This window comes from Pseudoflavonifractor phocaeensis (assembly GCF_038439875.1).
GTDB lineage: Bacteria > Bacillota > Clostridia > Oscillospirales > Oscillospiraceae > Vermiculatibacterium.
In genome coordinates this window covers 336,522-355,522 of sequence record NZ_JBCDMT010000005.1, presented here as the reverse complement: position 1 = coordinate 355,522, position 19,001 = coordinate 336,522, and the positions used below count along the sequence as shown (strand labels likewise).

The 19,001-nt window shown below is 62.8% G+C and carries 22 protein-coding genes; 15 read left to right on the top strand and 7 right to left on the bottom strand.

The window, feature by feature from the left end; translation table 11 throughout:
• Positions 1 to 4 precede the first annotated feature (4 nt).
• From AAEU42_RS11405 to rpmH, 4 genes are all read right to left on the bottom strand, one after another.
• Positions 5 to 1,486, bottom strand: a complete 1,482-nt coding sequence (locus AAEU42_RS11405) for a YidC/Oxa1 family membrane protein insertase (RefSeq protein WP_342233679.1) — start codon at positions 1,484 to 1,486, stop codon at positions 5 to 7.
• Positions 1,487 to 1,600: 114 nt separating this feature from the next.
• Positions 1,601 to 1,819: a membrane protein insertion efficiency factor YidD gene (gene yidD, locus AAEU42_RS11400; RefSeq protein ID WP_342233678.1), complete on the bottom strand. Its 219-nt coding sequence runs from the start codon at positions 1,817 to 1,819 to the stop codon at positions 1,601 to 1,603.
• A complete protein-coding gene (rnpA, locus tag AAEU42_RS11395; protein ID WP_342233677.1) occupies positions 1,816 to 2,166 on the bottom strand; it encodes a ribonuclease P protein component in 351 nt (116 codons plus the stop codon). Before rnpA ends, yidD begins: the two co-directional genes overlap by 4 nt.
• A 100-nt stretch (positions 2,167 to 2,266) precedes the next feature.
• Positions 2,267 to 2,401 (bottom strand): 50S ribosomal protein L34, encoded by a 135-nt coding sequence (rpmH, locus tag AAEU42_RS11390; RefSeq protein WP_342233676.1) that lies wholly within the window; start codon positions 2,399 to 2,401, stop codon positions 2,267 to 2,269.
• Between the two features lie 344 nt (positions 2,402 to 2,745).
• Here rpmH and dnaA point away from each other — a divergent pair, with 344 nt between their 5' ends.
• The 15 genes from dnaA to rnhA all read left to right on the top strand — a co-directional run bounded on the left by dnaA (position 2,746) and on the right by rnhA (position 15,660).
• Positions 2,746 to 4,071: a chromosomal replication initiator protein DnaA gene (gene dnaA / locus AAEU42_RS11385; RefSeq protein WP_342233675.1), complete on the top strand. Its 1,326-nt coding sequence runs from the start codon at positions 2,746 to 2,748 to the stop codon at positions 4,069 to 4,071.
• A 262-nt stretch (positions 4,072 to 4,333) separates the two neighbouring features.
• Positions 4,334 to 5,449 carry a DNA polymerase III subunit beta gene (gene dnaN, locus AAEU42_RS11380; RefSeq protein ID WP_342233674.1) on the top strand — a complete coding sequence of 372 codons (1,116 nt, stop codon included), beginning with the start codon at positions 4,334 to 4,336 and terminating at the stop codon, positions 5,447 to 5,449.
• Positions 5,450 to 5,542: 93 nt separating this feature from the next.
• Entirely contained in the window at positions 5,543 to 5,755 is a 213-nt protein-coding gene (locus AAEU42_RS11375) for an RNA-binding S4 domain-containing protein (RefSeq protein ID WP_342233673.1), read from the top strand.
• Positions 5,752 to 6,852, top strand: coding sequence for a DNA replication/repair protein RecF (gene recF, locus AAEU42_RS11370; protein ID WP_342233672.1), 1,101 nt, complete (start codon positions 5,752 to 5,754; stop codon positions 6,850 to 6,852). Before AAEU42_RS11375 ends, recF begins: the two co-directional genes overlap by 4 nt.
• A gap of 13 nt (positions 6,853 to 6,865) precedes the next feature.
• Complete coding sequence (locus AAEU42_RS11365) at positions 6,866 to 7,174, top strand: Tat pathway signal protein (protein WP_342233671.1); 309 nt, start codon at positions 6,866 to 6,868, stop codon at positions 7,172 to 7,174.
• Positions 7,175 to 7,250: 76 nt separating this feature from the next.
• A complete protein-coding gene (locus AAEU42_RS11360) occupies positions 7,251 to 7,538 on the top strand; it encodes a hypothetical protein (RefSeq protein WP_342233670.1) in 288 nt (95 codons plus the stop codon).
• A gap of 26 nt (positions 7,539 to 7,564) precedes the next feature.
• On the top strand, positions 7,565 to 7,828 hold the full coding sequence (gene remB, locus AAEU42_RS11355) for an extracellular matrix regulator RemB (protein WP_342233669.1): 264 nt from the start codon (positions 7,565 to 7,567) through the stop codon (positions 7,826 to 7,828).
• A 15-nt stretch (positions 7,829 to 7,843) separates the two neighbouring features.
• Positions 7,844 to 8,161 carry a hypothetical protein gene (locus AAEU42_RS11350; protein ID WP_342233668.1) on the top strand — a complete coding sequence of 106 codons (318 nt, stop codon included), beginning with the start codon at positions 7,844 to 7,846 and terminating at the stop codon, positions 8,159 to 8,161.
• Between the two features lie 90 nt (positions 8,162 to 8,251).
• Complete coding sequence (gyrB, locus tag AAEU42_RS11345; protein WP_425288212.1) at positions 8,252 to 10,225, top strand: DNA topoisomerase (ATP-hydrolyzing) subunit B; 1,974 nt, start codon at positions 8,252 to 8,254, stop codon at positions 10,223 to 10,225.
• 230 nt (positions 10,226 to 10,455) lie between these two features.
• Positions 10,456 to 11,403, top strand: coding sequence for a transglutaminase domain-containing protein (locus tag AAEU42_RS11340; RefSeq protein ID WP_342233667.1), 948 nt, complete (start codon positions 10,456 to 10,458; stop codon positions 11,401 to 11,403).
• A 57-nt stretch (positions 11,404 to 11,460) separates the two neighbouring features.
• Positions 11,461 to 13,989 carry a DNA gyrase subunit A gene (gyrA, locus tag AAEU42_RS11335; RefSeq protein WP_342233666.1) on the top strand — a complete coding sequence of 843 codons (2,529 nt, stop codon included), beginning with the start codon at positions 11,461 to 11,463 and terminating at the stop codon, positions 13,987 to 13,989.
• A 2-nt stretch (positions 13,990 to 13,991) separates the two neighbouring features.
• Entirely contained in the window at positions 13,992 to 14,273 is a 282-nt protein-coding gene (locus AAEU42_RS11330) for an SHOCT domain-containing protein (RefSeq protein ID WP_342233665.1), read from the top strand.
• A 6-nt stretch (positions 14,274 to 14,279) separates the two neighbouring features.
• Positions 14,280 to 14,657 carry an SHOCT domain-containing protein gene (locus AAEU42_RS11325; protein ID WP_342233664.1) on the top strand — a complete coding sequence of 126 codons (378 nt, stop codon included), beginning with the start codon at positions 14,280 to 14,282 and terminating at the stop codon, positions 14,655 to 14,657.
• A 182-nt stretch (positions 14,658 to 14,839) separates the two neighbouring features.
• Complete coding sequence (locus AAEU42_RS11320) at positions 14,840 to 15,223, top strand: endonuclease domain-containing protein (RefSeq protein WP_342233663.1); 384 nt, start codon at positions 14,840 to 14,842, stop codon at positions 15,221 to 15,223.
• Complete coding sequence (rnhA, locus tag AAEU42_RS11315) at positions 15,220 to 15,660, top strand: ribonuclease HI (RefSeq protein WP_342233662.1); 441 nt, start codon at positions 15,220 to 15,222, stop codon at positions 15,658 to 15,660. Before AAEU42_RS11320 ends, rnhA begins: the two co-directional genes overlap by 4 nt.
• A 47-nt stretch (positions 15,661 to 15,707) precedes the next feature.
• Here rnhA and AAEU42_RS11310 read toward each other — a convergent pair whose 3' ends face one another.
• Genes AAEU42_RS11310 through hemZ form a run of 3 tightly spaced genes read right to left on the bottom strand, consistent with a single transcriptional unit; the run spans position 15,708 to position 18,992 of the window.
• A complete protein-coding gene (locus tag AAEU42_RS11310) occupies positions 15,708 to 16,523 on the bottom strand; it encodes a P-loop NTPase (protein ID WP_342233661.1) in 816 nt (271 codons plus the stop codon).
• Between the two features lie 60 nt (positions 16,524 to 16,583).
• On the bottom strand, positions 16,584 to 17,522 hold the full coding sequence (locus AAEU42_RS11305; RefSeq protein WP_342233660.1) for a uridine kinase family protein: 939 nt from the start codon (positions 17,520 to 17,522) through the stop codon (positions 16,584 to 16,586).
• A 3-nt stretch (positions 17,523 to 17,525) separates the two neighbouring features.
• Positions 17,526 to 18,992, bottom strand: a complete 1,467-nt coding sequence (gene hemZ, locus AAEU42_RS11300) for a coproporphyrinogen dehydrogenase HemZ (protein WP_342233659.1) — start codon at positions 18,990 to 18,992, stop codon at positions 17,526 to 17,528.
• Positions 18,993 to 19,001: the final 9 nt, after the last annotated feature.

Genomic DNA, 19,001 nt, shown 5'->3' with positions numbered 1-19,001 from the left:
TGTGTCAGTCTTCCTTGGGCTTGTCCTCGTCCTCGGCCAGGGCTTCGCTGATCTCCGCCTCCAGCCGCTCCACAAGGTCTTCCTCGACCTCTTCGGCCCCGTTCTGAACGTCCTCGCCCACCGCGTCGGCCAGGGCGGCGTCATCCGTCACGATCACCTCGGCGTCGGGGCGCTCCTGGGCGGCCTTTTCGGCCTCCTCCAGGCGGCGGTCCTCGGCGGCTTCCTCGGCCTCCTGGATCTTCTGGACAGCCCCAGCGGCCAGATCCTCATGGTAGGGGGTCACGCCGCCGTAGCGGTCGGGATCGTAGGCCCGGCCCCGGGCGTACTGGCGGATACCCACCCGGCTGGCCTCCCGCTGCTCGGGGGTCATCTTCTCCTCGTCGGGCTCCTTGGCCTTCTTCTTGCCCTTGTTCTTCCGGGCCTCCTCGGCCTGGCGGGCCCGCTCCTCCGCCTTTTCCCGGCGCTGGCGCTTCTCTTCCTCTTTCTCCTCGATCTCCCGCTGGCGCTGGGCCTCGGCGGCCTTCTCGTAGTCCTTTTTGAGGAGCTTGCCGCAGATCAGCTCCTGCCCCAGGCCCAGGATATTGTTGGCGATCCAGTACACGGAAAGGGCCGCGGGCATGGAAAAGCCGATCCACAGGGAGATCAGGGGGGAGATGAGCATCATGGTCCGGTTGGTCTTGGCCACCTGATCATTCTGCTGGGTGTTATTGAGGTTGTTGGTCTTGTTCATGATGAGGGACATGAACACGCTGGAGCCCGCCGAAATGATGGGGATGAGGAACAGACCGAAGCCGGCGATGCCCTCCACCCAGAACTTCAGATTGGGCACCTGGGACAGGTCGATGCCCAGGAAGTGGAAGTTGATGGAGAAGATCTCCTTGGCGGTGGTTCCCACGGCGGCCTGGATCGCGGCCAGGTTATCCGGGGTGATGAGGGAGGCCAGATACAGCTGGTTATAGCCGTTGTTGGCAAAATCGCTCACCACAGTGAGGGTGCCGGCCTCCACCGCCTTCTGGGCGGCCTCCAGCGCTTTCTGGATGGCGTCGGGGGTGGCCCAGCCCATGCTGGTGGCCACCGCGCCCCAGTCCACCGTGTTGGCGATCTGGGCGATCTGGTTGGCGTCCAGCCCCATCATGTACTTCAACGGCTGGCGGATGATGGCGTACAGGGGCAGCAGGATGAGCAGGGGGAGCATGGACCACAGGCAGCCCCCCATGGGATTGACGTTCTCCTTGGCGTAGAGCTTCTGGACCTCCTCGTTATACCGGGCCTGGTCCTTGCCGTACTGCTTCTGGAGCTTCTGCATTTTCCCCGAGAGCATGTTCATCTGGATCATGCTCCGCTTTCCCTTCAGGGACAGGGGGAACAAAATGAGCTTCACCACCAGGGCGAAGAGGATGAGGGCCACACCGTAGCTGTTGAAGAAATTGTAGAAGAACATCAGCAGCCAGGTGAAGGGCGTCATGATGTAATAGGCGAAATCCATGGACATGGCCTCCACTTTCTTTGGTTGAGGTAGGCCTCCCCTTTTGGGAAAGGCTTCTTCCGGGCCTTATCTAAAAACATAGGAACCTGCCGGGCAGCCTGTTTCAGACAAGGCCTAAGGGACGGGGTCGTATTCGATGGTCTTTTGCCGGTGGAAGGGCTGGCATTTGAGGATGCGGCGCAGGGCCAGAAAGCCCCCCTTGAGGGCTCCGTACTTTTCCACCGCCTCCAGGGCGTAGGCCGAGCAGGTGGGGATGAAGCGGCAGCAGGAGGGCCGGGCGGGAGAGATGTTCCGCTGGTAAAAGCGGATGAGCCATAGGAAGAGGGCCTTCACGGCTTCCCCTCCCCTTTCCGCACGCCCAGCTTGTCCAGCAGGCGAAGCAGGTCCCGCTCCAACTCGGCGTAAGGGGCGTAGGCGGCCCGCACCCGGGCCACCACCACCATATCCCAGCCGGGGGTCATCTGCCCCTCGTGGATGCGGTAAGCCTCCCGGATCCGGCGGCGGACCTTGTTGCGGCGCACCGCCTTGCCCACCTTGGTGCCCACGGTGAGGCCCAGGCGGGTATAGCCCAGCCGGTTTTTCCGCACGTACACCGCCAGGGTGGGGGATACGGCGCTTTTGCCCTTGGCGTAGAGGCGGCGGAACAGATGGTTTTCCTTCATGGATCTTGTGTCGCGCACCGGCTCCGCCTCCCGCTCAAAATTCGCTCTATGCACCGCAGGGGCGGTAGAAAAGTTCCACCGCCCCGCTCAAAATGCCCTATTTGGTTGCTTTTCCACCTTAGTGGGTCAGACGGGCGCGGCCTGCACGGCGGCGCCGGGCCAGGACCTTGCGGCCGTTGGCGGTCGCCATACGCTTGCGGAAGCCGTGGACCTTGCTGCGCTGACGCTTCTTGGGCTGATAGGTACGAACCATTTTGGTACACCTCCTGTACTCGTTCTGGCGGCGCCGTAGCCCCGCCTACCACAACGCCCGGGGTCAGCCGGACGCGGTCGTCGATGACAAATACGCGCCTACAAGGCGCAAATGGTATTATACTTGATAAAGAATTCCCCTGTCAACCACCTTTTTCGGATTTTTTTGTCCCGGTTTTTTCCGCTCCCCTATATCTTGTGTTTTCTGAATTTTTATCCACAACTTCCTTCGTGAATTGTGGAAATTTTTCACCCTGAAAGACCGTTTCACGTTGCCATGGCCCTGATTTTTTGCTATAATAGGTTGGATACATTATAATAAAGGTATCCCACCAAAAGAAACGGGTGATCTACGATATGAATTCCGCCGCCGAGATCTGGACAAGGGTCCTCAAACTGATGGAGGGCGACCTGACCGCCACCACCCTGAGCACCTGGTTCGACGACGCAGAGGCAGTCTCTCTGGACACGGACACCTTTGTCCTCTATACCCCCTCCAACTTCAAACGGGACATCATCGTCTCCCGCTACCTGCCCGCTGTCCAAAAGGCCCTGCGGGAGCTTTTTTCCGCCGACTTCGACGTGAAGGTGCTGGGGGAGGGAGAGCGGGAGAGCCTGGAAAAGGCCGGCTCCTCCACCTTCCTGCCGGGGACGGAGGAGTACACCTTCGACAAGTTCGTGGTGGGCTCCTCCAACAAGTTCGCCTACGCCGCCGCCCGCAGCGTGGCAGACGAGCCGGCCAAAAGCTACAACCCTCTGTTCATTTACGGTGAGTCGGGCCTTGGCAAGACCCACCTGCTCTACGCCATCGCCCACGCCATCCACGGCCAGTACCCCGATTACCGCATCGTCTACATCCGGGGGGACACCTTCACCAATGAGCTTATCGCCGCCATCCGGGAGGGCCGGAACCAGGAGTTCCGGGAAAAATACCGCTCCGCCGACGTGTTCCTCATGGACGACGTGCAGTTTATCGCCGGGCGGGAGTCCACCCAGGAGGAGATGTTCCACACCTTCAACACCCTCTACGAGGCGGGCCGTCAGATCGTCTTTACCGCCGACCGCCCCCCGAAGGAGATGCTCCGGCTGGACGACCGGCTGAAAACCCGGTTCGAGTGGGGCCTGCCCGTGGACGTACAGCCCCCGGACTACGAGACCCGGGTGGCCATCATCAAGAACAAGGCCATCCGCCGGGGCATGAACCTGCCCGATCCGGTGCTGCGCTACATCGCTGACAACATCACCGCCAACGTCCGGCAGATCGAGGGCACCGTCAACAAGATCCTTGCTTTTCAAGAGCTGATGGGGGAGCAGGTGGACGTGGACACCGTCACCCGGGCGGTGCGGGACATGTTCAAGGACAAGACGGAATTTCTCCCCTCGGCGGACATCATCATCGAAGAAGTTGGGAAGTTTTACAACATCGAGGCCGGGGACATCAAGGGACAGGCCCGGAACAAGGACACCGTTCTGGCCCGGCAGATCGCCATGTATGAGATCCGGCGGATGACCAACCTCTCCCTCAAGGAGATCGGCCGGGAGTTCGACGGCCGGGACCACACCACGGTGATGCACTCCATCGAACGGATTGAAAAGCTGACCAAGCAGTCCCCGGAGATGGCCGAGGTCATCAAGGACATCAACGCCAACATCAACGCCCGGTATGAATAAGGGCTCGTTCCGGCCCTGGGCGCCGTCCACATTTCCACCCGGTTTTGTGGGAATGTGGAAAGAGGGGTGTGGATAACCTGTCCTCCCCCGCCCGCCCTGTGGATAAGGGAAAAAACCGTCCCCACCCCACTGTGGACGACTTTTCCTTACAGGCCCAGCCCTTTTCAGCCGGTTTCCACAAGAAATTTCCCTACGGCTTACTAATACGACAAAAAACCCTCTCCTCTCCTTGCGAAGAGAGAATCGAACGGAGGTCTCAACCATGAAGTTTTCCTGTGAAAAGGCCCTGCTCCAAGCGGCCATCGCCACCTCTTCCCGGGCTACCGCGCCCAAGAGCTCTATTCCCGCTCTGGAAGGCATCCTGCTGGAGGCGGACAGCGAACTGCGCCTTACCGGCTATAACCTAGAGACCGGCATCCGCACCGTGGTCCCCGCCCAGGTGGCGGAGGGCGGTTCCCTGGTGCTGTCCGCCCGGCTCTTCGGGGACATCGTCCGCCGCCTGCCCGACGATATGGTTTCCTTTTCCGCCGAGGGCCTCACCGTCCACATCCAGTGCGGCATGAGTGAATTCAACATTCAGGGCATCGACCCTGAGGAGTTCCCCGAGCTCCCCGCTGTGGAGCCCCAGAACGCCCTGGAGCTGGCCCAGTCCACCCTGGCGGACATGATCAACCGCACCCTGTTCGCCGTCAGCGACAACGAGAGCCGCCCCATCCTCACCGGCTCCCTCTTTGAGGTGAACGGTTCCACCCTGTCCGTGGTCTCGGTGGACGGACAACGGCTGGCCATCCGGCGGGAGACGCTGGAGAAGGCCCCCAATATGGACTTCTCCTTCGTGGTCCCCGGTGCAGCCCTCAGCGAGGTGCGGGGCATCTGCTCCGACGTGGAGGAGACCGCCTCCATCACCACCGGGGCCCGGCACATCATGTTCCAGGTGGGCTCCACCCTCCTGGTGACGAGACGGCTGGAGGGGGAGTTCCTGGATTACCGCCAGGCCATCTCCCGGAAGAGCACGGTGCTTCTCACCGCCGACGTGCGCCAGCTCATGGCCTCCATCGACCGGGTGAGCCTGATTATCAGCGAGAAGTTCAAGAGCCCCCTGCGGTGTACGGTGGGGGACGGGATGCTGTATTTCTCCACCCGCACCGCCATCGGCGACGCCTCCGACCAGTGCCCAGTCACCGGGGACGGCGGGGAGCTGAAGATCGGTTTCAATAACCGGCTGCTGATGGACGCCCTCAAGGCGGTGCCCACCGAGACCGCCCTGCTGAAGATGGGCACCAGTTCCTCCCCCTGCATCATCGTGCCCACCGACGCCGAGGAGGGGGCGGAGCCCTACCTCTTCATGGTGCTCCCCGTGCGGCTGAGCGCGGGCTGAGGTGGGGATACTCAAAGGGGACGAAACAATCAAAAACCGCCGGGTCCCAACGTCTGAGAGAGGCCGGGCCGGCCCGGCCGGGGAGGAGAGGACATGAGAGAAGAGACCGTGAAGATCTCCACGGAGTATATCAAGCTGGAGGGGCTATTGAAGTTCGCCGGCACGGCGGAGACCGGCGGCGAGGCCAAACAGCGCATCCAGGCCGGTGAGGTGAAGGTGAACGGCGAGGTGTGCCAGATGCGGGGCAAGAAGCTGCGCCCCGGCGACGTGGTGGAGCTGGGAGATGTGAGGCTCACCGTCCAATGACCGTCCAAGGACTGGAACTGGACTTTTTTCGCAACTACGTCCATGCCGAGGCCCGGTTTTCCCCGGGAGTCAACGTGATCTGCGGGGAGAACGCCCAGGGAAAGACCAATCTGCTGGAGGCGATGGCCTACCTGTCCGCGGCAAAGAGCCACCGGGCCCGGTATGACCGGGAGCTCATCCAGTTCGGGGTGGATCACGCCTTTGTAAAGGGGGAGGTCCACGCCAGGGAGCGGGAGTTCACCCTGGAGGCCAGGATCCACCGGGGGGAGCGGCGGCAGCTCTTTTCCAACGGGGTGCGGCTGAAAACGGCCGCGGAGCTGTCCCAGGTCCTCAATACCATCCTTTTCTGCCCCGAGGACCTCTCCCTCATCCGGGAGGGGGCGGCGGCCCGGCGGCGGTTTCTGGACGACGGCATCTGCCAGCTCCGGCCCAAGTACGCCGCCGCTCTGGCCGAGTACCGGCGGCTCTACGAGCAAAAGACCCGCATCCTCCGGGACTGGGAGGAGAAGCCCTCCCTTTTGGATACCCTGGACGACTTCAACCTCCGCATGGCCCAGGTGGGGGCGGTGCTCATCCACTACCGGGCCCACTTCATCCGGCGGCTGGCCGATCTGGCCCCGCCCATCCAGTTGGAATTTTCCGGCGGGCGGGAAAAGCTGGGGCTGCGGTATGAGACAGTCTCCACCGTCACCGATCCGGAGGCGGGGATGAAAACCCTGCTGGACCAGTTGTTGGAGCACCAGCAGTCCCACCGGCGGGCGGAGCTGGATTCCCGCCAATGCCTGACGGGGCCCCACAAGGACGACCTGGCGGTGGAAGTGGACGGGCAGTCGGCCCGCCAATACGCCTCCCAGGGGCAGACCCGCACCGCCGCCCTCTCCCTGAAGCTGGCCTGCCGGGAGCTCTTCCGGGAGGACACGGGGGAGTGGCCCGTCCTGCTGCTGGACGACGTGCTCTCCGAGCTGGACCACCGGAGGCAGGCCTTCGTATTGGAGCGCATCAACGGCGGGCAGGTGTTCATCACCTGCTGTGAAGACGACAAACAGATCGCCCGGGACGGGATGCGGTTCCGGGTGAAAAACGGACAATTACTGTGACAAGGATGGATCTATGCCCATTTTTCTGATGCTCTTTCTCATCCCCCTGGGGGCGGCGGCCGTGGTGGAATATATCCTGTGCCGCTTCCCCAAAAAGAGGTTTTGGCGCTGCCTCCCTCCCGCCGCCCTGGCCATCGCCGTTTCGGCGGTGACCCTGTTCCGCTACCACGGCTGGGACGACGGCGGCGGCGGCGCGCCCATCGAAACACTGCTCTTTTTCCCCGGCCTGCCCGCTTTGGGATTGGCCGTGGGGCTTTTTCTGGGCTGGCGGCTGTGGAAAAAACTCTGGTTCCCCAGGGTGTTCCGGGAGAAAAAGAAGTAGGGACATGGCCGTCGGGGACCGGGGAGTTCCGGGGAGGCCGGCGGCACGGCATTTCCCGGCGGAAGGAGTGACGGTTGTGGAGCTCTTTTTGTTCAGCGGGGCCGTTTTCCTCGGCTGCGGCGTCCTTGAGTACGCCCTCTGCGGCCTGAAGCGGGGCTGGAAGAGCCTTGCGGTCCTGCCGGCGGGGGGACTGTTTTTGTGGATGATCGCCGCGGGACAGGCGGCGAAAAGCGACGTGATGTTCTGCGGAATGGGAGACGGGCTGGCGATCCTGTTCCTGATCCTGCCCGCCGGGGCCGGTCTGGCGCTGGGCGGGCTGGCCCGGCTGATCAGAACCCTGTGGCGGGGCGATGGGGAGCGCTGAGGCAAAGCTTTGAAAGGGGTGAGGCCATGTACCTGCATCTGGGCCAGTCGGTGGTGGTGCCCGACCGGGACATCATCGGCATCTTTGATCTGGACAACGCCTCCTATTCCCATCTGACCCGGGGATTCCTGGAGCGGGCGGAGCGGGAGGGCCGGGTGGTGAGCATCACCGGGGACCTGCCCAAGTCCTTCGCCCTGTGCCGGGACAAGAGGGGCGAGACGGTGGTCTATCTGTCCCAGCTGTCCTCCGCTACGTTGAAGGGGCGGATGGAAAATGGCAGTTTTGAGTAAGGGGGAGGGAAAAAATTGTTTCATGTGATGCTGGTCCTGCCTCTGCTGGCCGCGTTCGGCGCGGCGGCCTTTTTTATGGTGACGGTGCCCCTGTGCCTGGGCGCGGGGCTTCAGCTGATTTTCTCCATTTTCAGTAAAAAAAGGTGGATCCTTCTCCTGCCCGCCATCCTGGGCGCGGTTGGAGTGGTGCTGTCCCTGGTTTATCTGCTGGAGGTAGTGGGTCTGACCGCGCTGGTCATCTACTGGGCGGTGTATTACCTGTGCATTTGGTTCGTTTGGCTCATCGTCACACAGATCAAGGAAGCGATCCTCCGCTGGAGGGCAAAAGTCTGATCGAAACAACGCAGCGTTGCGAAGCGGTGGAAACCGCTTTATGGAAGAAGAGCGGTTTCCCGCGCTTCGCAAATCACCAGGAGGTTTCTTATGAGTGAAGAATTCATGAACGACACAGAAGAGCTTTGGGAGGACTCCGTCACCCAGACCGACCACGAGTACAACGCGTCGGAGATCCAAGTCCTGGAGGGCCTGGAGGCCGTGCGGAAGCGGCCGGGCATGTACATCGGCTCCACCTCTTCCTCCGGCCTGCACCACCTGGTCTACGAGATCGTGGACAACGCCATTGACGAGGCTTTGGCGGGCTACTGCAAGCACATCACCGTCACCATTCTCCCCGGCGACGTGATCCGGGTCACCGACGACGGCCGGGGCGTCCCTGTGGACATCCAGGCCCAGACCGGCAAGCCCGCGTTGGAGGTGGTGTACACCGTCCTCCACGCCGGCGGCAAGTTCGGCGGCGGCGGCTACAAGGTCTCCGGCGGCCTCCACGGTGTGGGCGGCAGCGTCGTGAACGCCCTCAGCGAGTGGATGGAGGTCCGGGTCTGCAAGGATGGGAAAATCTACGAGGTGAAGTTCGCCCGGGGGGCCATCACCCAGAACATGACCATCATCGGCGACACCGACAAGACCGGCACCGAGGTCATTTTCAAGCCCGACCCGGAGATGTTCACCGACACCACCGTATACGACTACGACATCCTCCACACCCGCATGCGGGAGGAGGCCTTCCTCAACGCCGGGCTCCACATCTCCACCGAGGACGCCCGGGACCCGGAGGATGTGAAGCGGGACGACATGTGCTTTGAGGGGGGTATCCGGGAGTTCGTCACCTGGCTCAACCGGGCCAAGAGCCCCCTCCACGAGAACGTGGTCTACGTCTCCGGCCAGAAGGACGGCTCCATGGCGGAGGTGGCCTTCCAGTATAACGACAGCTACAACGAGATGATCCTCTCCTTCGCCAACAACGTCCACACCCCCGAGGGCGGCATGCACGAGGAGGGCTTCAAGCGGGCGCTGACCACCGTTTTGAACAACTACGGCAAGAAGATCGGGATGCTGAAAAACGAGGAGAAGGTCTCTGGCGAGGACTGCCGGGAGGGCCTTTGCTGCGTCATCTCCGTGAAGCTCACCGACGCCCAGTTTGAGGGCCAGACCAAGGCCAAGCTGGGCAACTCCGAGATGCGGACCCTGGTCAACGCCGTGGTGATGGAGAAATTCGCGGAATTCCTGGAAGAGAACCCGGCGGCGGGCCGGGCCATCCTGGACAAGGCCCTCACCGCCAACCGGGCCCGGGAGGCCGCCCGGAAGGCCCGGGAGTCCATCCGGCGCAAGACCGCTCTGGGCGGCGCCGCCATGCCCGACAAGCTGCGGGACTGCAACGAGGTCAACCCCGAGCTCACCGAGCTGTACATCGTCGAGGGCGACTCCGCCGGCGGCTCCGCCACCCAGGGCCGGGACTCCCGGTTCCAGGCCATCCTCCCCCTGTGGGGCAAGATGCTCAACGTGGAGAAGGCCAGGGCGGACAAGGTCTACGGCAACGATAAGCTCCAGCCTGTCATCACCGCCCTGGGGGCGGGCATCGGGGACGAGTTCGACCCAGCCAAGCTCCGGTACCACAAAATCATCATCATGGCCGATGCCGATGTGGACGGCGCCCACATCCGCACCCTCCTGCTGACCTTCTTCTTCCGCTTCATGCGGCCCCTCATTGAGCACGGGTACGTCTACTCCGCCGTGCCGCCGCTCTACAAGCTGACCAGGGGCAAGCAGACCCGGGTGGCCTTCTCCGACGAGGAGCGGGACAAGGTGTCCGCCGAGCTGCGGGGGGACAACCCCAACGCAAAAATCGACATCAGCCGGTATAAGGGCCTGGGCGAGATGGACCCCCACGAGCTGTGGGAGACCACCATGGACCCGGAGAAGCGGACCCTGCGGCGCATTGAGCTGGACGACGCCGTGGCCGCCGACGAGACCTTTACCATCCTTATGGGGGAGAAAGTGGAGCCCCGGAAGGAGTTCATCGAGAAGAACGCCAAGTACGCGGTGAATCTGGACTACTGAGAGTTGCCCCGGAGGAGCGAGCAATGGGCGCGAAGAGAGCACTTGTTTCTATTTTAATAACAGCAATGATTGGGATTTTCCTTTCCAGCTGCGGCGCCGGGCCGGAAAAACAAATGGAGCCACAAGAGACGCCAAAGTCAGTTTCCCCGACAGAAAGCGTGGTCCCGGAAGAGGTGCCGCCGCCTTCAGAAGGTCCGCTTCAACAGCCTGAGGAAGAGGGACCCGTTTCGGTGAGGGGAAAGGAAGAGATCCGTGCGGCACTGGAGACGGCCATCGAGGGGCTTCACAAGCGTGTGGAACTGAACGTCGCGGAAGCGGAGCTAAGCGACCGGCCGGACCTGGATGTCACTAATATTTACTACGAAATTCAGCGGGACAAACCACGGCTGAAATACGCGTATGATATCGCCGTTACTTGGGAAGCGGACACGCTGTTGTGCGAGCTCTCGTACATGCCTTATCAAACGGGGGAATTTCCAGACGGATTTTCCGGGATATCGGTATCTTCCTTGGATGAGTTGATCCATGCGGCGGACACCCATCTGGGAAAGGACCCGGTCTCCATCAAGGTCACCAACCGGGCGCTGGAGCCGGATATGATGAACCGGGCGCTCCAGCAGTGCGGCGGAGGTTATATCCTGTGCGCGCTGAACCGTGACGGGACCCAGATTGAGTACAGTCCGGCGGCGGGCCTGTCCATGAGCGAGTGCCTGGACGGGCTGGAACAGGCCGGCCAGTTGGCGGACCAGGTTATCGAAGACCTTCTGGAGGATACGATGACGGAACGGGAGCGGGCCGAGGTCCTGTTCAGCTTCGTGACGGAGACGGTCCACTACGACCCGCGCTATGAAAGCGACCTCGAGCACATGCCCTACGCCTCCCGGACGGCGCTGGGCGCCCTGAAAGACGGGACCGCCATCTGCGGCGGCTATTCAAACGCCGTGAAGCTGCTGTTTGAAAAAGCCGGCATCCGCTGTTATAACGTATCCGGCAGCTACCAGGGGCAGGATCATATGTGGAACATCGCTCTGCTGGACGGGGATTGGCTCTGGTTTGACGCAACGGCCGGGCGGGGGTCGTCCCTGAAATACGGGCTGCGGCATTTCGCCCAGGAAGAACTGGACCCCTTGCAGTATCAGTGGAAGGAACAGGCCGTGAGCGAATTGTGCGCCGAATGACCCATCCGCCGGAAGGAAATAAAAGGAAGCTACCTCAATAGAGGAGGAAATCAATACATGAGTAAGAAGCCCAATTACGATCCGGAGGAGATCCGATACCCGGACCAGACCATCGAGGTCTCCCCCCTGGTCCCCGAGATGGAAAAATCCTACATCGAGTACGCCATGTCCGTCATCGTGGGCCGGGCCCTGCCCGACGTGCGGGACGGCCTGAAGCCCGTCCACCGGCGCATCCTCTACGCCATGTACGAGGACAATTTGACCTACGACAAGGCCTTCCGCAAGTGCGCCACCGCCGTGGGCGACGTGCTGGGCCGCTACCATCCCCACGGGGACCAGTCGGTCTACGACGCCATGGTGCGCCTGGCCCAGGACTTTTCCATGCGCTACATGCTGGTGGACGGCCACGGCAACTTCGGCTCCGTGGACGGCGACCCCCCGGCCGCCTACCGGTACACCGAGGCCCGGCTGTCCAAGATTTCCGAGGAAATGCTCCGGGATATCGACAAGGAGACGGTGGACTGGGACCCCAACTTCGATGAGACGAGGAAGGAGCCCCGGGTCCTGCCCAGCCGCTTCCCCAACCTGCTGGTGAACGGCTCTTCCGGCATCGCCGTGGGCATGGCCACCAACATCCCGCCCCACAACCTCCGGGAGGTCATCGGGGCCTGCATCCAGGTGCTGGACGACCCCGAATCCACCCTGCCCGACCTGATGGAGCACATCAAGGGCCCCGACTTCCCCACCCAGGGCATCATCATGGGCCGCTCCGGCATCCGCTCCGCCTACGCCACCGGACGGGGCAAGGTGGTCATCCGGGCCCGGACCGAGTTCGAGGAGTTCGGCAAGGACCGCATCCGCATCATCGTCACGGAGCTTCCCTACCAGGTCAATAAGCGGATGCTCATCAAGTCCATGGCCGAGCAGGTGGAGGACAAGCGGCTGGAGGGTATCTCCGACATCCGGGACGAGACCGACCGCAACGGCATGCGCATCGTCATTGAGCTCAAGCGGGACGCCAACCCCCAGGTGGTGCTCAACCGGCTGTTCGCTCAGACCCAGCTGCAGTCCTCCTTCGCCATCAACATGCTGGCCCTGGTGCAGAACCAGTCCCAGCCCCGGATTTTGTCCCTGCGGCACATCATCGACGAGTATCTCAAGTTCCAGGAGGAGATCATTGTCCGGCGGACGAAATTCGACCTGAAGAAGGCCCAGGAGCGGGCCCACCTGCTGGAAGGCCTGCTCATCGCCCAGGACCACATCGACGAGGTCATCAAAATCATCCGCTCCAGCTACGACAACGCCAAGGAAAACCTGATGGAGCGCTTCGGCCTGTCCGACGTGCAGGCCCAGGCCATCTGCGACATGCGGCTCATCTCCCTCCAGGGCCTCAACCGGGAGAAGCTGGAGAACGAGTACAAGGAGCTTCAAGAGCGCATCGCCTACTTTAACGAGCTGTTGGCCTCCGAGCCCATGCTCCGCCAAGTGCTGAAGGAGGAGCTCCAGGCCATTGCCGACAAGTACGGCGACGAGCGGCGCACTGAGATCCAGGACGTGGAGGACGAGATCGACATTGAGGACCTCATCGAGGAGGAGGAGTGCGTCTTCACCCTCACCGCCGGGGGCTACATCAAGCGGGTGCCCGCCTCCACCTACCGCACCCAGAAGCGGGGGGGCAAGGGCATCACCGCCATGGCCACCAAGGAGGAGGACTACGTGGAGACGGTGTTTACCTCCTCCACCCACGACTACCTCCTGTTCTTCACCAACAAGGGCAAGGTCCACCGGAAGAAGGGCTACCAGATCCCCGAGTCCGGCCGGACGGCCAAGGGCACGGCCATCGTCAACGTCCTGCCCCTGGAGGCCGAGGAGAAGGTCACCGCCATGATCCACCTGCGGGAGTTCCCGGAGGACCGGTATCTCGTCATGGTGACCCGGAAGGGCACCGTGAAGCGCATCCAGCTCTCCTCCATCTTCACCGCCCGGAAGGCGGGCATCCGCTGTATCACCCTGGACCCCGACGATGAGCTCATCGCCGTGCGGGAGACAGACGGGGAGCAAGCCATTTTGATTGCCACCCACAACGGCATGACCATCTGCTTCAAGGAGGACGACGTGCGGTGCATGGGCCGTGACGCCTGCGGCGTCATGGGCATCCGCCTGCGGCAGGGGGACTACGTGGTGGGCGCCGCCCGGGCGAAATACGGCCACTACGTGCTCATGGTCACTGAAAACGGCTACGGCAAGCGCACCGAGATGGACGAGTACATCCGGGGCGACGGGCCCCAGAAGCGGGGCGGCTACGGCCTGAAGGGCTACCAGATCACCGAAAAGACCGGTCCCCTGGTGGGGGTCAAGGTGGTCAATGACGATGACGACGTGCTGGTCATCAACGACGCCGGCGTCATCATCCGCATGGTCTGCGCCGACATCAACTGTTACAGCCGGGGCGCCCAGGGCGTGAAGCTGATGAACCTGGACGAGGGCGCAAAGGTCATCTCCATCGCCCGCACCGACCACGAAGAAGAGGCCGAGGAAGCCCCCGCCGAGGACGGGGCCGAGACCAGCGAGGAAAAGGGGGAGTAAGCATGGGTTTCTTCACCAGCACCGAGGAGGACAACACCGAGGAGGGCATCCGCGCCCGGATGAAGAAGGAAAAGATGCTCTACGTCCAGCGGCTCATCGACAAAGAGGAGTATGAGGCCCGGATCACCAAGCTGGAGGCCCAGCTGGCCGCCCTCTCCGTCACCCCGCCCCGGACCGCCAACCAGGACGCCCAGCTCCAGGAGTTGGACTACCTGCGGGGCAAGGGCTGGATCAGCCAGGAGGACTACGAGACCCGGAAAAAGGAGATTTTGGGGGAGGAGTGACCACCCATGCGGCGGAATTTTCGCATCCGGCCCAGCAAGGGCATGTGCGTGATGGGCTTCGGGATCAGCCTGGTGTTCATCGTCGTGGGCGTGTTCCTGGTCATCCCCATGACCTTCGGCTCCGGCATCTGGCCCATCGGCCTGTTCGGCGTGGCCTGGACCGGCATCGCCATCTATCAGGCGGTGACTTACGGCCGGTGGCTGTTTGGGAAAGAGGACGAGGCCAAGGGCTCCATGATGATGGGCGGGTTTGAGATCACGGAGGACGAGGCCGGGGAGAGCGCCGAGGCCCGGCTGAAAAAGCTCCAGGGGCTCTATGATCAAAGGCTCATTACCACCGAGGAGTACGAGAAGAAGCGGCAGGACATCCTGAAAGAGCTGTAAAGGAGGGGGGAGCCGTGCCATGCTGGCAGGTTCCCCTCATCCGTCACGGCTGCGCCGTGCCACCTTCCCCCAAGGGAAGGCAAAGGGCAAGAAGCATCTTCTGACAGGAATGCAAAAAGAAAAAGGCTTCCCCTGGGGGAAGCTGTCGAGCGAAGCGAGACTGATGAGGGGAGCGTTCGGACATGGATAACCCCGCTTTCCTGCGCGCCAACGCCCGTCGGCTCCGAAAAGAAGCCACGAAGGAAGAACGGCACCTGTGGTATGATTTTCTCAAGGGCTATCCGGTGCAATTTCGCCGCCAGCAGGTCTTTGGCCGCTATATCGTGGATTTTTTCTGCCGCAAGGCGGCCCTGGCCATAGAGCTGGACGGCGGCCAGCACTATGAGGGAGACGGGCCGGAGGACGACCGGGCCAGGACCCGGTGGCTGGAGAAGACCTGCCATATCAAAGTGCTCCGCTTCACCAATCTGGAAATCAATCAAAATTTTGAGGGCGTCTGTCAAACCATTGATTTGTCCATCAGGGAACGGCTCCCCTCATCTGCCACGGCTTTGGGAGGACTATGAAAACAGTTACCATATACACCGACGGAGCCTGCTCCGGCAACCCCGGCCCAGGAGGCTGGGGGGCCATCCTCCAGTACGGGAAGTTCAAAAAGGAACTCTCCGGCGGGGAGGCCCACACCACCAACAACCGCATGGAGCTCACCGGGGTCATCGCGGCGCTGTCGGCGCTGAAGGAACCCTGCGTCGTGGAGCTGTACTCCGACTCCAAATACGTCATTGACGCGCTCCAGAAGGGCTGGGCCAAGGGCTGGAAGGCCAAGGGCTGGATCAAGAGCGACAAGAAGCCGGCCCTCAACCCCGATTTGTGGGAAAGGCTTTTGGAGCTGTGCGAGTTTCACACCGTGAACCTCCACTGGGTGAAGGGGCACGCGGAAAATGAGTACAACAACCGCTGCGACGAGCTGGCGGTGGCCCAGAGCCAGAAATACAAGAAATAAGAAGCGCGGCCCGGTGAACCTTCACCGGGCCGCGCTTTTCTTTTTCGTTACAGCTCTTTGGCCACGTCCTCCAGATAGTTGGGGGCAAAGTCCTCCGCCGTGCCCGCGTCGCAGGCGGCGGCCAGGTTGGGGTCGATGGGCAGCCGGGCCAGGACCTTCAGGCCGTGGGCGGCGGCGATATCGTCGATGTGGCTCTCGCCGAAGATGGCGTGCTGTTTGCCGCAGTCGGGGCACTGGAAGTAGCTGTAATTTTCCACCAGGCCCAGGATGGGCAGGTCCATCATCTCGGCCATCTTCACCGCCTTTTCCACGATCATGCTCACCAGCTCCTGGGGGGAGGTGACGATGATGATGCCGTCCACGGGCAGGGATTGAAAGACGGTGAGGGGCACGTCCCCGGTGCCGGGGGGCATGTCGACGAACATATAGTCCACATCGCCCCACTGCACGTCGGTCCAAAACTGCTTCACGGTGCCGGCGATGAGGCTCCCCCGCCAGACCACGGGGTCGCTCTCGTTCTCCACCAGCAGGTTCAAGCTCATAAGCTTGATGCCCGTCTTGGTGAGGACGGGGAGGATGCCCTCCTCGTTGCCCATGGCCCGGGTGTGGACGCCGAAGGCCTTGGGGATGGAGGGGCCGGTGATGTCGGCGTCCAGGACGGCGGCCTGCCGCCCCGCCTTCTGGCAGGCGGCGGCCAGGGAGGCCGTGACCAGGCTCTTGCCCACGCCGCCCTTGCCGGACATGACGGCGATGACCTTTTTTACGTTGGAGTGGGGGTTGGCCTTGGCCTTGAAGTCAAAGGCCTCGGTGCGCTCGCCGCAGCTCTCGCCGCAGGAGGAGCAGTCGTGGGTGCATTCTGCCATGGTTTGAAATCTCCTTTTTGAAATTGTGATGGCCCTTTCGCCCAAGGGGGAAAGGCGGTTTTATTTGTAGTGGTAGCTTCCCCCGCCGATGAACTCCCGCAGCAGGGAGTTTTTGGCCACCAGGGCGGGGTCGATGGACTCGAACCAGTCGAAGGCGGCGATGAGGTCCAGAAGCTCCGCCCGGCGCTGGTTTTCCTGGGGCACCGCCTTCAGGATGGGAAGGGCGTAGTGCTTCATCACGGAGACCTCGTAGGGGAGAGAGGAGTCCACGATGATGTCGGCGGTATTTTTGTAGGGGGAAATATAGAGCTTCTCCCCCCGGCGGACGTTGGCCCACATGGCCAGGGTGGAGGAGACGTCGGTGCCCCGGAAATTGTAATCCCGGACGGCCCGGCGTGTCAAGCGCATCCAGGTGCCCTTGAAGCGCAGGGCGTCCCCCTCCAGCACGTTGGAGCGGGCGGAGATATAGAGCTTGGTGGCCTCCGGGTGGGGCCCGGCGATGCCGGGGCCCAGGGCGTGGATGCCCTCAAAGATGGCGATCTCGTTTTTCTCCAGCTTGAGGGGGCGGCCCCGGGCGTCGTTGCGCATCTGGCGGGTGAACTCAAACTTGGGGATGATGACCTGGTCCCCGTTGGACAGGCGGGTGAAGGTCTCGTCCAGCAGCTCCATGTCCAGGCACTCCGGGGACTCGAAGTCCAGATCCCCCTCGGGGGTCCGGGGGGCCGTTTTGGGGTCCAGGGTCTTGAAGTAGTTGTCCAGAGAGATGGTGTGGGAGTTCATCCCCCGCCGCTCCAACTCCTCCTCGATCTTCAGGGCCGTGGTGGTCTTGCCCGAGCCGGAGGGGCCGGAGAGGAGGACGATGGGAGAGGTGTCCAGCCGGGCGATGATCTTGTCGGCGGCCTCCTCCACCCGCTTTTGGTAGGCGGCGTCACATTCGGCCAGGAAGGCGGGGGTGTCGGCCAGGATACGGTCGTTGATCTCCTTGAGCTGATAGGCCATAGTTCAATCTCCCTTCGTTTCCAGGAGGAAGGGGGCCAAAGCCGCCTTCTCCCGGCATATTTTGTCCACATCCCGCAGATATTCCTGGGGATATTTTGGATTGGCGGCCCGTTCGATTTTGCCGGTCTTGGGCCACACCAGCTTGGTGACCCCACCGCCCCCCAGGGCCAGGATGGTGTGCAGCTCCTCCATCATGGCGATGTTGTAGAGGCTGGCAAAGCCCGGCTTGGCCCAGCCCACGTTCTCGAAGGAGCCGGACATATACTTCTGGCGGTAGAGGTAGTAGGGGGAATAGCCCGCGGCCCGGAGAGCGGCCCAAGCGGCGTCCAGCATGTGTTCCACCTGCTGGGCAGAGGGCAGGTCGCCCCCCTCTTCCATCAGGCGCGACCCCTTCTTGAGGGCCAGGGTGTGGACGGTGATGTTCTCCGGGGCCAGGGCCATGACCTCGGTCAGGCTTTGCGCGAAGCCGGCGGCGCTGTCCCCAGGCAGGCCGGCGATGAGGTCCATGTTCACGGCGAAATCGCCGGCGGCGCGGACGGCCCCATAGGCCCGGCGGATGTCCTCCGGGGAGTGGGGGCGGCCCATGCGCTCCAGGACGGCCTGGGACATGGACTGAGGGTTCACCGACACCCGGTCCACCCCGTGGCGGGCCAAAACGGCCAGCTTTTCCCCCGTGATGGTGTCTGGCCGGCCCGCCTCCACGGTAAATTCCGCGCACCGCCCCAGGGGCAGATGGGCGTCCATAGCGGAGAGGACCCGGTCGAGCTGCTCCGCCGTCAGGGTGGTGGGGGTGCCCCCGCCCACATAGACGGTGCGGACGGCCCGGCCGGTCTCTTGGAGCAGGGCCCCGGCGGCCTGGATTTCCCGGACCAGGGCGTCCACGAAGGGTTCCACCAAAGGCAGGCACTTATCCACGGCGGAGGAGATGAAGGAGCAGTAGATGCACCGGCTGGGGCAAAACGGAATGCCCACGTAGAGGGAAATTTCGTCGGAGCGGAGGGCCCTCTGGGCGGCCACGCTCTCCCCGGCGCAGTCCATGGCCAGGCGGCGGCGGAGGGGGGAGACCCGGTAGGTGTCCCGCAAAAGCCGCTCCGCCTGGGCGGGAGGTGTGCCCTGAAGCATAGCCTTGGCCGGTATCTTCACCGGCCGCACGCCGGTGAGAGCCCCCCAGGGGGGCTCCTTTCCCAGGGCCCGGACCCCGGCGTCGTAGAAGGCCAGCTTCAAGATGCGCTGGCACACCCGGTCGTCGGTGAGCCCGCCGGTGAGCTCCGCCGTTTTGGCCCGGCGGGCGGCGGTATAGGTTTTGCCCTCATAGGTCAGTTTGGCGGCGGCGGAGAGCCAGGTTTTCCCCTTGGAGAGGGAGAGGATGAGGGTATTTTCCCCCGTTCCGGGCCGCTCATTGGGAAACAGGGTGAGCATCATTTGCTCGGCGGCGTAGCGGTAATCGTGGCCGCGTAGAGTGATCTGCATGGGGCCTCC

Coding starts and splice junctions, on each gene's coding strand:
- AAEU42_RS11405 (WP_342233679.1), bottom strand. CDS start 1,486: ATGGATTTCGCCTATTACATCATGACGCCCTTCACCTGGCTGCTGATG.
- rpmH (WP_342233676.1), bottom strand. CDS start 2,401: ATGGTTCGTACCTATCAGCCCAAGAAGCGTCAGCGCAGCAAGGTCCAC.
- dnaN (WP_342233674.1), top strand. CDS start 4,334: ATGAAGTTTTCCTGTGAAAAGGCCCTGCTCCAAGCGGCCATCGCCACC.
- AAEU42_RS11375 (WP_342233673.1), top strand. CDS start 5,543: ATGAGAGAAGAGACCGTGAAGATCTCCACGGAGTATATCAAGCTGGAG.
- recF (WP_342233672.1), top strand. CDS start 5,752: ATGACCGTCCAAGGACTGGAACTGGACTTTTTTCGCAACTACGTCCAT.
- AAEU42_RS11365 (WP_342233671.1), top strand. CDS start 6,866: ATGCCCATTTTTCTGATGCTCTTTCTCATCCCCCTGGGGGCGGCGGCC.
- remB (WP_342233669.1), top strand. CDS start 7,565: ATGTACCTGCATCTGGGCCAGTCGGTGGTGGTGCCCGACCGGGACATC.
- gyrB (WP_425288212.1), top strand. CDS start 8,252: ATGAGTGAAGAATTCATGAACGACACAGAAGAGCTTTGGGAGGACTCC.
- gyrA (WP_342233666.1), top strand. CDS start 11,461: ATGAGTAAGAAGCCCAATTACGATCCGGAGGAGATCCGATACCCGGAC.
- AAEU42_RS11330 (WP_342233665.1), top strand. CDS start 13,992: ATGGGTTTCTTCACCAGCACCGAGGAGGACAACACCGAGGAGGGCATC.
- AAEU42_RS11325 (WP_342233664.1), top strand. CDS start 14,280: ATGCGGCGGAATTTTCGCATCCGGCCCAGCAAGGGCATGTGCGTGATG.
- AAEU42_RS11320 (WP_342233663.1), top strand. CDS start 14,840: ATGGATAACCCCGCTTTCCTGCGCGCCAACGCCCGTCGGCTCCGAAAA.
- rnhA (WP_342233662.1), top strand. CDS start 15,220: ATGAAAACAGTTACCATATACACCGACGGAGCCTGCTCCGGCAACCCC.
- AAEU42_RS11310 (WP_342233661.1), bottom strand. CDS start 16,523: ATGGCAGAATGCACCCACGACTGCTCCTCCTGCGGCGAGAGCTGCGGC.
- AAEU42_RS11305 (WP_342233660.1), bottom strand. CDS start 17,522: ATGGCCTATCAGCTCAAGGAGATCAACGACCGTATCCTGGCCGACACC.
- hemZ (WP_342233659.1), bottom strand. CDS start 18,992: ATGCAGATCACTCTACGCGGCCACGATTACCGCTACGCCGCCGAGCAA.